Source organism: Mesorhizobium sp. M4B.F.Ca.ET.017.02.2.1, from assembly GCF_003998955.1.
GTDB lineage: Bacteria > Pseudomonadota > Alphaproteobacteria > Rhizobiales > Rhizobiaceae > Mesorhizobium > Mesorhizobium abyssinicae.
In genome coordinates this window covers 70,780-84,299 of record NZ_RZOF01000001.1, presented here as the reverse complement: position 1 = coordinate 84,299, position 13,520 = coordinate 70,780, and the positions used below count along the sequence as shown (strand labels likewise).

At 60.4% G+C, this 13,520-nt stretch carries 9 protein-coding genes; 4 read left to right on the top strand and 5 right to left on the bottom strand.

Features of this window, described 5'->3' with window-relative positions:
* Nucleotides 1–246: 246 nt before the first annotated feature.
* From EN738_RS00340 to EN738_RS00320, 5 genes are all read right to left on the bottom strand, one after another.
* Nucleotides 247–1,683 (bottom strand): NAD-dependent succinate-semialdehyde dehydrogenase, encoded by a 1,437-nt coding sequence (locus EN738_RS00340; RefSeq protein ID WP_127281955.1) that lies wholly within the window; start codon nt 1,681–1,683, stop codon nt 247–249.
* A 218-nt stretch (nt 1,684–1,901) separates the two neighbouring features.
* Nucleotides 1,902–3,854 carry a 3-hydroxyacyl-CoA dehydrogenase NAD-binding domain-containing protein gene (locus EN738_RS00335; protein WP_245494266.1) on the bottom strand — a complete coding sequence of 651 codons (1,953 nt, stop codon included), beginning with the start codon at nt 3,852–3,854 and terminating at the stop codon, nt 1,902–1,904.
* A 70-nt stretch (nt 3,855–3,924) separates the two neighbouring features.
* Nucleotides 3,925–5,520, bottom strand: coding sequence for a GMC family oxidoreductase N-terminal domain-containing protein (locus EN738_RS00330; protein WP_127281954.1), 1,596 nt, complete (start codon nt 5,518–5,520; stop codon nt 3,925–3,927).
* 44 nt (nt 5,521–5,564) lie between these two features.
* Nucleotides 5,565–6,869, bottom strand: coding sequence for an FAD-dependent oxidoreductase (locus EN738_RS00325; RefSeq protein ID WP_189605677.1), 1,305 nt, complete (start codon nt 6,867–6,869; stop codon nt 5,565–5,567).
* A gap of 345 nt (nt 6,870–7,214) precedes the next feature.
* On the bottom strand, nt 7,215–8,033 hold the full coding sequence (locus EN738_RS00320; protein ID WP_127281952.1) for an IclR family transcriptional regulator: 819 nt from the start codon (nt 8,031–8,033) through the stop codon (nt 7,215–7,217).
* Between the two features lie 277 nt (nt 8,034–8,310).
* Here EN738_RS00320 and EN738_RS00315 point away from each other — a divergent pair, with 277 nt between their 5' ends.
* The 4 genes from EN738_RS00315 (at nt 8,311) to EN738_RS00300 (ending at nt 13,447) form a co-directional block, all read left to right on the top strand.
* Complete coding sequence (locus tag EN738_RS00315) at nt 8,311–9,450, top strand: acyl-CoA dehydrogenase family protein (RefSeq protein ID WP_127281951.1); 1,140 nt, start codon at nt 8,311–8,313, stop codon at nt 9,448–9,450.
* Between the two features lie 86 nt (nt 9,451–9,536).
* The gene (locus EN738_RS00310; RefSeq protein WP_245494265.1) at nt 9,537–11,105 is read left to right on the top strand and encodes an acetolactate synthase large subunit; all 1,569 of its coding nucleotides are present in this window, start codon (nt 9,537–9,539) and stop codon (nt 11,103–11,105) included.
* A 34-nt stretch (nt 11,106–11,139) separates the two neighbouring features.
* Nucleotides 11,140–12,864: an L-arabinonate dehydratase gene (gene araD, locus EN738_RS00305; RefSeq protein WP_127281950.1), complete on the top strand. Its 1,725-nt coding sequence runs from the start codon at nt 11,140–11,142 to the stop codon at nt 12,862–12,864.
* A 43-nt stretch (nt 12,865–12,907) separates the two neighbouring features.
* The gene (locus EN738_RS00300) at nt 12,908–13,447 is read left to right on the top strand and encodes a VOC family protein (RefSeq protein WP_127281949.1); all 540 of its coding nucleotides are present in this window, start codon (nt 12,908–12,910) and stop codon (nt 13,445–13,447) included.
* The last annotated feature ends 73 nt before the right edge of the window (nt 13,448–13,520 follow it).

Here is a 13,520-nt window from a genome sequence, read left to right as displayed (position 1 = left end):
TCGGGAGGATATGCGCAACTTCGTCCGATCTATGCTTCGACCGAAGGTCGCGTGGGCTTTCGCAAAGGTCTTTTTCGGTAAGTCGCAATAGTTGCTGACAGCAAGCTGTCCTTAGAACCGAAACTGGTAGCAACATCGGACTGCCTTGGAGCTTTGGTCGTCTGACCGCGGAGCGAACGCTGGCCGTCACCCCTCTCAAGAACTGGGTCTGCAGTGCTCTTCTTTCCGCGGACCTGTGAGCGATCGTCACCCTTTCCGAGTCACGAACCGGGTCTCGAGATACGGTTCAACGGCCTGAGAGCCTCCTTCAGTGCCATAACCAGAATCCTGGATGCCTCCAAAGGGAACCTCAGGGAGCGCCAAGCCCAAGTGGTTGATCGTGGTCATGCCAGCTTCGACTTCGTTGGCGAGACGGGTCGCCAACGCTGTATCACGAGTATAGGCATAGGCAGCCAGCCCATACGGAAGTCGGTTTGCCTCCGCGATAGCCTCGTCGATCGCCGAGAATCGATTGATTACCGCCACCGGTCCAAAAGGTTCCTCGTTCATAATTCGAGCCGACGTGGGTACGTCGGCCAGTACTGTCGGTTCGTAAAAACAGCCCTGGTTACCGATCCGCGTTCCGCCAACCACCAATTTGGCGCCTTGTCTAACAGCATCCGCAACCAACTCATCGATCGCGTTTACGCGCTTCTCGTTGATGAGCGGACCCATTTCGGTTGCCGGATCAAGGCCACTACCGACCTTGATTTTCTTCGCCGCAGCTCCGAAGCGCTCCGCGAAGCTGTCGGCCAACTCGTCCTGCACCAAAAAACGCGTCGGTGAAATGCATACCTGTCCTGCATTGCGGAACTTGAACGGCACCAACGACGAAAGTGCGTCGTCCAGATCGGCGTCCTTGGCGATGATTACCGGGGCATGACCACCAAGCTCCATGGTGGCGCGCTTCATGTGCAGGCCTGCGAGTGCAGCAAGCTCTTTCCCGACGGGTGTTGATCCCGTGAAGCTGATCTTGCGAATGACCGGACTGGGGATGAGGTAGCGCGAGATTTCAGTTGATCGGCCATTGACGAGATTGACTACTCCCGCCGGAATGCCAGCGCGCGCGAACGCCTGAATAAGACCGCCCGGGCTAGCGGGAGTTTCCACCGGCGCCTTGACAATAATTGAACACCCGGCGGCTAAGGCGGCTGAAAGTTTGCGGATAATCTGATTCAGGGGGAAGTTCCAGGGGGTGAACGCCGCCACAGGGCCCACCGGCACTTTCATTGTGAACTGCAGAACGTCTGATGATCGGGCCGGAATAACCTGGCCATAGGTACGTTGTGCTTCTCCCGCGAACCAATCGATGATATCCGCAGCGGCCAACGTCTCGAGGCGAGACTGCGAGAGCGGCTTGCCCTGTTCCAGGGTCATCCACCGGCTGATCTCCTCGACGTCAGCACGAACATTTTCTGCAGCACGTCGCATGAGTTTGGCGCGCTCGAAGGGCGAAGTGGCAGCCCAAGCCTTGAACCCGGCTTCTACGGCACCCAGCGCATCATCGAGATCGCGCTCGGAAGCATGCGCGACACGTCCGATTTCAAGATTGGTCGAGGGATCGGTCACCGGAATCCAGCGATTACCTTCGGCCGGACGCCAGGTTCCGTTGATGTAAAGGTTAACGTCAGGATAGCTGGTCATCCCGGTCCCCAAAACTTTGTGTGACTGCTCAGAGTTGCGCCTTTGCCCCGTTCGCGTTCGACACGCACGCGCTTTGGCAGACGGTTAGGCTAGAGCGCGGCGGACATTCAGCGGGAGTACTAATGACAGCCAGGTTCCCGATCGTCAATGAGAGATGAAATTAAATTTCAATTTTCCATTCTCAGACACTGCACGTGTCGGTTTGGCCGATGCGTCGCTTAGATTGCGTCGCGGGCCGACAGGAACATAGGGCCGCCCTTACCCCGCGGGAACCCGTAGCCGTGCACCTCGACGAGGTCGATGGCTTCTGGACTGTCGGCGATCGCTTCTTCCAAGATCTTGTGACCCTCGTCGGCCATCGCCTTAATCAACCGGTCGATGATCTCGCAAGGGTCGACCTGCTTCGGTGCGCCCACTAAGGACGCGAGCAGGCGCGCCGTCGTGGGTGAGGGCTGCGGTTTGCGCTCGCCGGGTTCATAATCGTACCAGCCACCGCCGGTCTTCTGCCCCTTGCGCCCTGCGCGTACCAAGATATCGCCAAGCGTCTCCGGAACGTTCTCGCCCCTGCTGCGGGCCGCTTCGCGGTTCATGAACGAAATGTCGAGTCCCGCCAAATCCTGCATCTCAAACGGACCCATCGCGTATCCGAAATCCCTAAGAGCGGCGTCAATAGCCGCGAAATCAACCCCCTCGGCCACCATCTGCTCCGCCTCGCCGCGATAGCGCTTGAGGATGCGGTTACCGATGAACCCGTCGCAAATGCCGGCACGGACGGGGACCTTCCCCAGCCGTTTTGCCAGGTCGAACCCCGTTGCCTTCACGTCCGCCGCGGTTTGGGGCAGGGGGATGATTTCGAGCAGCTTCATGACCTGCGCGGGGCTGAAGAAATGTAAGCCGATGAAGCGTTCCTGGTTGCCAAATCCCGCCACGATAAGCCGGGGATCGATATAAGACGTGTTCGTGGCCAAGATCGCATCGGCACGGCAGATTTGTGAGAGCCTGGCGAACACGTCCCGCTTTACTTCGAGGTCTTCAAAGACGGCCTCAATGACCAAGTCGCAGCCGGCCAGTTCGTCGAGACCGATCGTCCCGCTGAGACGCGCCAACCTCTCTCGGCCTTCCTGGTCGGAGTGTATCTTGCGCTTGGCCTGGGCGGCGAACACAGCCTCCAGCGCCGTCCTTGCGCGCTCCAGGCTCGCCGCATCCCGCTCGGAAATCACGACAGTCAATCCAGCGTTGAGGAGTGCAGCGGCGATGCCTACCCCCATCGTTCCGCCACCGACGACCCCGGCCAGGTCGATACGGCGCGGCTCGACGCCGCCAAGCGACGCTGAGCGGGACGCAGATCGCTCGGCGAAGAACAGATAGCGCAGGGCTGCCGCCTCGTCCGAACCACGCAGGCGCAGAAATGTCTCACGCTCGAACCTCAACCCCTCCACTACGCCTTTCTGGACGCCCAAGCGCAGCGACTCGAGGGCCGCGAGAGGCGCCTTGGCGCCTTTGGTAGACTTGCGAATTCGGGCGGCGGCTTCAGTCCAGAAATCCTCGCCGGGATCGGCGATTGACAGCTCGGCTGCAGGAAAAGGCAAAGGGAGCATCGCCATCTCGGCCGCGGCCGCGATGGCACCCGCGAGGAAGTCACCCTCGACCAGCTCGGCGGCGAGGTGCAGCTCGACCGCGCGCTGACCATCGATCTGAGCGTTTTCCGCAATAACTGGCAGAGCGGCCTCCACACCAACCAGCCGCGGAAGACGCTGCGTACCGCCTGCTCCCGGAATGATGCCGAGGTTTATCTCAGGCAACCCGAACCGCGCCTTAGGCGAGACCAGACGGTAGTGGCAAGCCAGCGCCAGTTCTGCGCCGCCCCCAAGCGCCAGCCCGTTGACCGCTGCCAACCAAGGCTTGCCCGAACGCTCAATCCTTTCCAGCAACTCCGGAAGGTGCGGCGATTGCGGCGGGCGATCGAACTCCGTGATATCGGCGCCCCCTACGAACAGCGATCCGGCTCCGGTTAACACGACCCCGGCAACGGCTGCGTCGGCTTGCAGCTCGGGAACCAGCTCGAGTAGCCGCTGACGCACGCCCAACCCGAGCGCGTTGACGGGCGGATTGTCGATCGTCACCAAAGCGATTGCACCGCGGCGTTCAAGCTTCACCGGCATATCGGACATCCTAACTCCAGGAACATTCGAATAGAGGTTATTGGTCGACCCAGGCCCGGTTGCGGGAGGTGAAAAGTTGTCAGTGCTGCCACATAGCCGCCACCCTCGCGGCCATCATCATGATCACCACATTCGGGTTGCCGCCGATAAGGTGAGGCATTGCCGAGGCATCGACGACATTGAGTGCGTCAAACCCCTTGACGCTCAGATCGGCATTCAGGACGCTGCGTTCGTCATTGCCCATCCGACAGGTGCAGGCGGGGTGGTACTGCTGGAACGAATTGGCGCGGACGAAAGCGTCGATCTCATCATCGGTCTTGAGAGGCTTGGGCGGAAGGATTGTTTCCGCCCTCATTGGGGCCATTGCGGTGGCCTCCCCGAGGGCCATGGCAAGATGATAGCCCCGGCGCATAGTCGCCGGATCTTCCGGCGCCTCGAGTGACCTATAGACGATGCGCGGGCGCTCCAAGGGATTTGTGGACCGCAAAAGCACCTCGCCCCGGCTCCTCTGACTGAGCAGATTGACCTTCAAACCGAAAGAGCCGGTTCCGGGACGGTTGATGAAAGGGTACCAGAGATTGGCTTCCGGCGAGATCATCGAAATGACAAGTTGGATGTCGGGCTGGGCGAGGCCTGCCTCGGACTTAAGGAAAGCCATGATGGCGCCAGGCAAATGCGCGGCTGGGCCGGTTCCAAGGAAGTGGGCACGCAGCATGTTCACAGCGATGCGATCGAGCCGCAGCGACTTGTGAAACGGATCAGGCTGCTTGCGGCGCCAGAGCAAGGGGAAGGCCAGATGGTCCTCAAGCGACTTTCCGACGGGCAGATCGGCAAGCGGCGCGATACCGGACGCCAGCAGATGATCGGCAGGTCCGACACCGGAGAGCAGGAGGAGGTGGGGCGTGTTGATCGCGCCGAGGCACAATGCAACGCGCTCCGACGCCCGCACGACGTGGCGCTGGCCGCTTTTGACATATTCCACACCGACGGCGCGCCGTCCCTCGAAGATGACCTTCGTTACGTGCGCGCCGGTCCGCAGGGTGAGATTCCTGCGGCTCATCGCCGGCCGCAGGAAGGCCCTTGCCGGTGAAGAGCGCCGACCGTTCCGGATAGTGTACTGGATCGCGCCGAAGCCTTCGTTCTGTTGGCCATTGTAATCGTCAGTCAGTGGATGACCGAGCTCCTTGGCTGCAGCGAACCAAGCCCAAGGGAGCGGATCAACAAATTTGGCTTTGGACGCCCCGAGGGGGCCGGAGCCGCCACGCCACTCGTTCTCGCCGCCTTCCCAGGTCTCGCATTGCTTGAAGAAGGGGAGCACCTCGCCGTAGCTCCACCCCTTGGCGCCCTGTTCGACCCAGCGTCTGTAATCGTTTGGATGGCCCCTCACATGAGCCATGAAGTTCAGCGAACCGGTTCCGCCTATAACCTTGCCGTGGGGGACGCTCTGGCGGTGGTCGTCAAGGGTCGGGTCAGGATCAGAGATGTCGCCCCACTGGAACATAGAATGGTCGAACATCTTGCGGGCGCCGTATGGGATATGGATCAGCGGATTCCAGTCCCATCTGCCCGCCTCCAGCAGCAGCACGCGCCGACCCTGATCGAGCGAAAGCCGGTCGGCAAGGACACAGCCGGCGGTGCCTGCGCCGACGATGACGGTATCGAACGTTTCGGCCATGTGAGCTCAAGTCCTCCCGGCGGCTGATTTTCCGGTCCCGGGGATCATGCGCCGCGCAGGGCGCGGGCGGCGGCGCGCTGCCCACTGCGCACGCCACTTTCCATGTGGATGCTGTCGTAATCCGTCCCAGCGAAAGAAACGCCGCGAAACGTGTCGGCTTGCTTCTTGAAATCGAGCACCTTGCGGTACATTCCTGGCTCATAGCGTGCCGCGGCGCGATGGTGGCGGACGACCCGAGCCTCTTCGATCCAAGACGAAAACCCGGGGAAAAAGCCCTCCAGGTCTGTTCGCGCCTGTTCGATGATTTCGGCATCGGTGCGCTTCATGAGATCTACCGACCTAGGGAAGGCCGGCCAAGCGGAAATGATCGCCTTGCCGGAGGGGGCGAGAAAGGGCGTCTTCTTGGAATGATCCAGCGCCATATTGAACATGGCATCGCGAAAAGGATGGCCCATAAACGAATAGGCTTCCTTACCAAGCGGCCGATCAAGGAAGAAGAAGACAAGCGAGAGCGGCGTGTGCGTGTAGTTCGTCAGGAACCGCTTTGCTTGACCGAACTCTTCCGTGAGCAGTTGGCCGGCGATCGCAGCGGTGCAAGACAAAATGACGTGGTTCGCCTTGATGGCCGTCCCGTCCTCGAGCTCAACGCCGTCGACCACGCCCTCCGTGGTGAGCACGGTTTTGACCGGCGCACCATATTGCACCGGCACACTGCTCGCGAGCTTGGTCAGGAGAGATTCATTGCCATGCAACAGGCTCATGATCTTCGTCGTCATCCGAAGGCGCAGCCCGTTGACGATGTAGTACATGCCGATTTTATCCGGGGTGGAATTTGCCATGGCCCAGGACATTGGACGCAGCACGAAGTCGGTGAAATTTCTTCCGGCCCAGCGCAGTTCTTCGGCGGCACTGACATTGTCGTATTGCGGAATGTCCTTGACCGCCTCGAACTGGGGGAATTTCTTGGCAAAAGTGAAGTATCGCGTCCAGAAGTAGGCGAGGTCGAGCCTTCCACGTGTTCCGACGATCTTTGCAAGGTCCGAATTCCCGCCGGATATTCGGGGCGCGCCGGAATGGTCGAGATACTGGACTTTGCCAAAGGACGGCCGTAGGTCGCCTTTCATGCCGAACCGGTCGAGCATCCCGAGCATTTCAGTATAGTTGGAATGGATACCTTGCGCCCCGGCTTCGGCCGAGTCGCCGTTCTTCCTCGTTATCTTCACGATGCGGCCGCCGGGCCGGTTGGTCGCCTCCAGCACGAGAACCTTCTGGCCACCCCGCTGCAGTGCTTCAGCTGCTGTCAGCCCGCCAATTCCGGCTCCGACAATGACCGTATCGAACGTCGACACTATCTACGCCTCCCAACGAAACGCACCACTCAAAAAAGAAACTTAATTTCGATAATCGCTTATGTTGGTGGAAATTGCAACTCGCACCATTAAATCCACCTTTGTGGTGACGATGATGCCAGGCCGCGTGCCGAACCGGTCACGCACACGCCGAAACATTTCACACCGCGGCCCGAACCAATGCTGCAGTCGTGGCGAAGCAGGTCAAGGGGAGGGGCGCCATAAGGCGACTGCGGGTACAGCCGAGACGGAGTGCTCGCGGCGCTGGAAGCCCACCAGTCCTGCACAGCTGGTCAGCAGACCGGCAAGCCGCCGCGATGAGCCATCACGGCGCGACCAACTATTCTATTTGCTTTGACCAGGGGTTGGATCCTCTAGACGCTCACGAAGCTGTCGCGCCGCCGCGACAAGCTCATTTCCGACAGTTGAGAGGCAGGCGTCTCTGGAAAGAATGTCGGATATGCCGCCGCAGGTTAATGCTACAAGAGGCGATCCGTCGGTAGGGCGGAATGGTACTCCGACTGCATTAATGTAGCTGTACCAAGCGCCGAAAGAGCAGACATAACCCCGTTCTCGGTACATATCCATGGCTTCGTCAACGGCTTGCCGTATCGCACGGCGGCTCTTTGGTTCGCTCGCGGTCAACTGCTTTATGAGATCGCTGCGCTGTTCTGGTACCATCCCCGCGATGTAGGCGAGACCCATTGCGGTGCGCCAGATGGGCAGTTGCGACCCGACATTCAGTTGCAACGTCACTGGTCCATAGGCGCGGCTATTTGCAAGGTATATCATCTCCAGCCCGTTTCGGGTGCCCAAAGCTGCAGCTACCCCGGTCCTATCTGCGAGGCGTCGCAACAAAGGCTGCACGACGCGTACCACCGGTGAAGAGCTCAGGGCGGAATAACCGAGCGAAACGGTCGACGGACCGATGCTGTAGCGCCCCATGGCCTCGTCGTAGTTCAGATAGCCCATACTCACCAAGGCGTAAGTGAGGCGGGAAACGGTGGCTTTGGCGAGCCCGGTTCTGTCGATCAAGTCCTGGTTGCCCAACGTCGAGTCGGTAGCCTTGAATGCCCGAAGGATATCAAGTCCGCGCACCAGAGAACTTGCGGCCACACTGTCGTCCGCCGCCACTTCGTCGGGTGTCTTGGTTCGTTTTCTCATGCCTCAAGCTCCAGCTGGGGTGTGGGGCGATTCCAATGTCACCTCTATAAGGAAATGAAATATAAATCCACAACGGCCGTTTAGCGTGGCTTGGCGAGCTACCCGGCGTCCGAAGAGGAGGCACCACGCATCCGAAAGTGCGATCGCGACTGATCTTGGGTCAGATCAGTTCAAAAATGGAATTTAGTTTCGTTGGTGTTGATGTCATCAGTCTGATGTGGCACAACGACGTTCGCATCGCGCAATGCGCATCCCCCGGGTCTGGCGGTAGAGTGCTGTGATAAGAGACGAACAACTTCTCAGTGGTCTGGTGGAAACGGTTCGAAGGTTCGTGCGGGATCGGCTGATCCCGGCCGAGAACGAGGTTGAGGCATCAAACGCCGTGCCGCCCACTATCATCCAGGAGATGCGAGAACTCGGTCTGTTTGGTCTGTCCATCCCGGAGGAGTATGGCGGGCTGGGTCTGACCATGGAAGAAGAAGTGGCCCTTGCCTTCGAACTTGGCTACGCGTCGCCGGCTTTCCGCTCAGTGATCGGTACGAATAATGGCATTGGCTCACAGGGCATCATTGTCGACGGAACGGACGCCCAAAAGGCCTACTGGTTGCCTCGCCTCGCGTCTGGAGAAGCTATAGGTTCATTCGCGCTTACCGAGCCGGACGTTGGCTCCGACGCTGGTTCGGTCAAGACCAGTGCGGTTCGCGACGGCGATCATTACGTCCTGAATGGCACGAAGCGTTATATTACAAACGCGCCACTTGCGGATGTCTTCACGCTAATGGCGCGCACCGGCGGCCCTGGGCCGAGAGGTGTCACCGCCTTTCTGGTTCGGAGCGACGCGCCCGGTCTGTCCCTGGGCTCGGTGGATGGGAAAATGGGGCAGCGCGGCACGCGGACCTGCGACGTGATTCTGGAGGACTGTCGGGTTCCTGCCGACGCCGTTATCGGCGGGGTGGAAGGCCGCGGCTTTAAGACGGCGATGAAGGTGCTAACTCGCGGGCGACTTCATATCTCGGCCGTTTGTGTGGGCGCTGCGGAGCGGCTGTGCGATGAGGCGAGCGGCTTTGCAAGGACGCGTATCCAGTTCGGCAAACCAATCGCGGAACACCAGCTGGTGCAGGCAATGCTCGCCGATAGCTTGACCGAGACTTACGCGGGGCGTTGCATGGTGGTGCACACGGCCAAGCGGTATGACAGCGGCGAGCGGGTCATCAAAGAGACCGCAGCCTCCAAGCTCTTCTGCTCGGAGATGGTGGGCCGCGTTGCCGATCGCGCGGTGCAGGTTCACGGCGGTGCCGGCTACATGCAAGCGTCGGCCGTCGAGCACTTTTACAGGGATGTCAGACTTTTCCGTCTTTATGAGGGGACATCCCAGATACAGCAGATCATCATAGCGCGCGAGATGACGGCCGACTAACTGCTCGCCATCGCAACTGCCGGTAGACCCTTTGCCTCATCATGGCACTTGGTGAAGCAAGACGAATATAGACAGGAGATCAGTGCATGGCCGCAGCGGCAAAGGGTAACATGAACGGCGCGCAAAGCCTTGTTCATACGATGATCGATTGCGGAATCGACACCTGTTTCGCCAATCCTGGGACGAGCGAAATGCATTTCGTTGCCGCACTTGATCAAATCCCCGGAATCCGCTGCATCCTTGGCCTTCAGGAAAACGTCGTGACAGGCATGGCCGACGGCTATTATCGAATTGCCGAGCGTCCCGCCGCGAGCCTTCTGCACTGCGGTCCCGGTTTGGCCAATGGCTTCTCTAACGTCCATAATGCGCGCCGCGGGCGAAGCGGGATGGTCAATGTCGTCGGCGACCAGGCGACTTGGCATAGGTCATTCGACGCGCCTTTGACAACGGACACAGAAGCGATCGCGCGTGCCTGCTCAGATTGGGTCTTCACCTGCACTAAGTCCGGCGATGTCGCACGCGACGGCGCGCGCGCTGTGCAGATCGCTCGCCGATACGGCGGCGGAGTCGCGACTCTGATCTTGCCGTCGGATGCCTCCTGGGACGAGGGCGGGGCGACCTCACAACCGCTGCCGGATGAAGAGCCAACCGAGGTAGATCCGCACGCTCTTCACACGGCTGCAAAGATTCTTCGCGAGCACGGCAAGGACACGCTCATACTGCTCGGCGCGCGCGCGACCCTTGCCGATGCGCAGGAAGCTGCCTTCCGCGTCGCCCACGCCACCGGCGCCTCGCTGTTGGCGGAATATGTCTGCGCCCGCATTTCGCGCGGCCGCGGACGGTTGCAGCTCGACCGTGTCGGCTACACCGCGGAGGCGGCAAAGAGAGGGCTCTGGCGATTTAGCCATATCATATTGGTTGGGGCGAGGCCGCCAGTTGGCTTTTTCGGCTATCCGGGCAAGCCGTCGATCCATCACAATCCGGAGACGATTTTCCATCATCTGTCGCGCTACGACCAGAGGGCGCTGGATGCGCTCTCCCAACTTGCAGCAATTTTGCACGCACCGAAGATCGGCATACCCGATCCTGGCCCGCGGCCGGAGGCTGCGAGAGGCGCCGTGACTCCGGAGGGCCTTGCGCGCACCGTTGCGGCTCTGATGCCGGACGACTCAATCGTGGCCGACGAAAGCGTTTCCTTCGGGCGCGGGTTTTACAAAGAGACTTTCGCCGGGCCAGCTCACGAGTGGCTGCACCTGACGGGTGGTGCGATCGGCGATGGCCTGCCAGTGGGCACCGGGGCCGCGGTCGCAGGGGGCGGCAGGCGTGTGATTGGATTGCAGGCGGATGGTTCGGCAATGTACTCGCTGCAATCACTTTGGACGCAGGCCCGTCAGCGGCTGCCGGTAACAACCATCATCCTATCCAATCGTAAGTACAAAATCCTCATCGACGAATATCAGGGCGTCGGCGCAACACCCGGGCCTACAGCCATGAACATGCTTGATCTGTCCAACCCTGAGATCGACTGGATCAAGATCGCCAATGGCATGGGTGTTGACGGAGCCCGCGCCGACACACTGGAGCGTTGCGGTGACCTGATGAAGCAGAGCTTCAAGAGCGACGCGCCGTTCGTGATCGAGCTGTCGATCGGGTGACGATTGGCGCGAACTAATCCCATTGGAGGTGCCCATGGCCGCACGTGATCCTTCTAACCTGCGAAGCGCGCGTTGGTTTGGACCGGACGATATGCGGACCCTTAGCCATCGCGCCCGGATGAAGCAGATGGGCTATGCGAGCGATGATTTCGACGGCAAGCCCGTCATAGCTATCCTAAACACATGGAGCGACCTCAACCCGTGCCACGCGCATTTCAAGACTCGCGTCGACGACGTCAAGCGGGGCATCGTCCAGGCCGGCGGCTTCCCGGTCGAGCTGCCGGCGATGGCGCTCGGGGAGGTGTTCATGAAGCCTTCGACCATGCTTTATCGAAACCTCCTTTCGATGCAGGCCGAAGAGCAACTGCGTGCCAATCCGGTGGATGGAGTGGTGCTCATGGGCGGGTGCGACAAGACGGTTCCGGGGCTGCTGATGGGTGCTTTCAGCATGAACCTGCCAACGATCTTCGTGCCTGCGGGACCGATGCTTAGCGGTAACTGGCGGGGCGAGCGGCTCGGCAGTGGAAGTGACATCTGGAAATTCTGGGCTGATCGTCGCGCGGGCAGCGGGGACAAATCGATGCAGGAGGGCATTGAGAGCGGCATCGCCCGCTCGCCCGGAACCTGCATGACGATGGGCACCGCCTCGACTATGGCTGCGATCACCGAAACGCTCGGCATGTCGCTGCCTGGCGCCGCCACTATCCCTGCGGTCGACGCGGCGCATACCAGGATGGCGTCTGCGTCTGGGCGACGGATCGTCGACATGGTTTGGGAGGACCTCAAACCATCCGACATCATCTCGCCGGCGAGCTTTGACAATGCAATCAAGATTGCGCTCGCGATGGGCGGCTCCACGAACGCGGTGATTCATGTCGTGGCACTTGCCGGGCGAATGGGGATCAAGCTCGATCCGGAGCGCTTTGACGAATTTTCCGCCGAGACGCCGTTCATCGTGAACGTGCGCCCTTCGGGGAAATACCTGATGGAGGATTTCCATTTTGCAGGGGGCGTTGGGGCAGCGCTCAAGGTGCTTGCAGACCGCCTAGATTTGACAACACGCACCGTCGGCGGGATCTCGCTGGGTGAGGCGATCGCGCCATTCGAGGTCTATCTGCCTGATGTAATCAGGCCACTCGACAACCCTGTCGAGCCGGCCGGTGCTCTGGTCGTCCTCAAGGGCAGCCTGGCTCCCGATGGGGCGGTCATCAAGCGTACCGCCGCCGAGCGGAGGCTTCTGAAGCATCGTGGCCCGGCCTTGGTCTTCAAAGACTACAACGACATGACTGCGCGCATCGACGATCCGGGTCTTGATGTCGATGAAAATTCGGTGCTTGTGCTCCAAAACAGTGGCCCAAATGGCGGACCCGGAATGCCGGAATGGGGGCAATTGCCGATTCCAAAGAAGCTTTTGGAAAAAGGCATACGGGACATGATCCGCATTTCCGACGCCCGCATGAGCGGAACGAGCTACGGCGCCTGCGTGCTGCACGTTGCGCCGGAGTCTTTCGTCGGGGGGCCGATCGGCCTGCTGCGCGACGGCGACATCATAGAGATCGATGTCGATGGCCGGCGCATCGACGTTCTACTATCAGCGGAGGAGATGGAGGCGCGCCGCCAGGCCTGGGTCGCTCCTGGCCGCAAGTATGAACGGGGCTACGGGGCTATGTACGGCCGTCATGTCACACAGGCGAATCTTGGCTGCGACTTCGATTTCTTGACCGGTAATGCGCCGACGGCGGAGCCGGAGATCCATTGAGTCGTTCGTGGCACGTCCCCAAGATTGACAAGGGAGAACGAGATTGACGACACTGGACCGCAGTCTGAGCACGCCTCCGCCGCTGGACGGGTTTCTTCCTCCGATTTCGCAAATTGCCTATGTGGTGGATAACCTCGAACTGGCCGTGCTGTTCTGGGCCAGGCACATGCGCGTCGGCCCGTTTCGCGTAATCCCGCACATCCGTTTCGTGGAGAGCGAATATCGGGGGGCGTTCACTGAGTTCGATCTGAGCATCGCCCTTGCGTGGCGGGAAGGGGTCGAGATCGAGCTGATGCAGTTGCACTCAAAGGGCCCCAGCATCATCGATCACGCGCCAGTTTCTGGAGGCGTGCACCATGTCGGGATGCGGACTTCGAATATCATCAACGATGAGCGCAGGCTCGTCGCAGCGGGAATGCGTCGGTTGCAACGGAATGTCTCGTCAACTGGAACCGAGACGATGTTCTTCGAGGGGCCGCTCGGCCTGGTCGAACTGATCGCTGTGCCCGAAGGAAGCCCGCACGCTGAGAGGCTCAAGCAGGCCGCCCTGACATGGGACGGCAACGATCCGGTCCTGCCGTGACATATTTGTTCCCAGCTTCATTTGAGCTTGTCCACGTCGGCTCCTAGGTGTAATTGGAATTAAAGTTCGATCC

Coding starts and splice junctions, on each gene's coding strand:
- EN738_RS00340 (WP_127281955.1), bottom strand. CDS start 1,683: ATGACCAGCTATCCTGACGTTAACCTTTACATCAACGGAACCTGGCGT.
- EN738_RS00335 (WP_245494266.1), bottom strand. CDS start 3,854: ATGTCCGATATGCCGGTGAAGCTTGAACGCCGCGGTGCAATCGCTTTG.
- EN738_RS00330 (WP_127281954.1), bottom strand. CDS start 5,520: ATGGCCGAAACGTTCGATACCGTCATCGTCGGCGCAGGCACCGCCGGC.
- EN738_RS00310 (WP_245494265.1), top strand. CDS start 9,537: ATGGCCGCAGCGGCAAAGGGTAACATGAACGGCGCGCAAAGCCTTGTT.
- araD (WP_127281950.1), top strand. CDS start 11,140: ATGGCCGCACGTGATCCTTCTAACCTGCGAAGCGCGCGTTGGTTTGGA.
- EN738_RS00320 (WP_127281952.1), bottom strand. CDS start 8,033: ATGAGAAAACGAACCAAGACACCCGACGAAGTGGCGGCGGACGACAGT.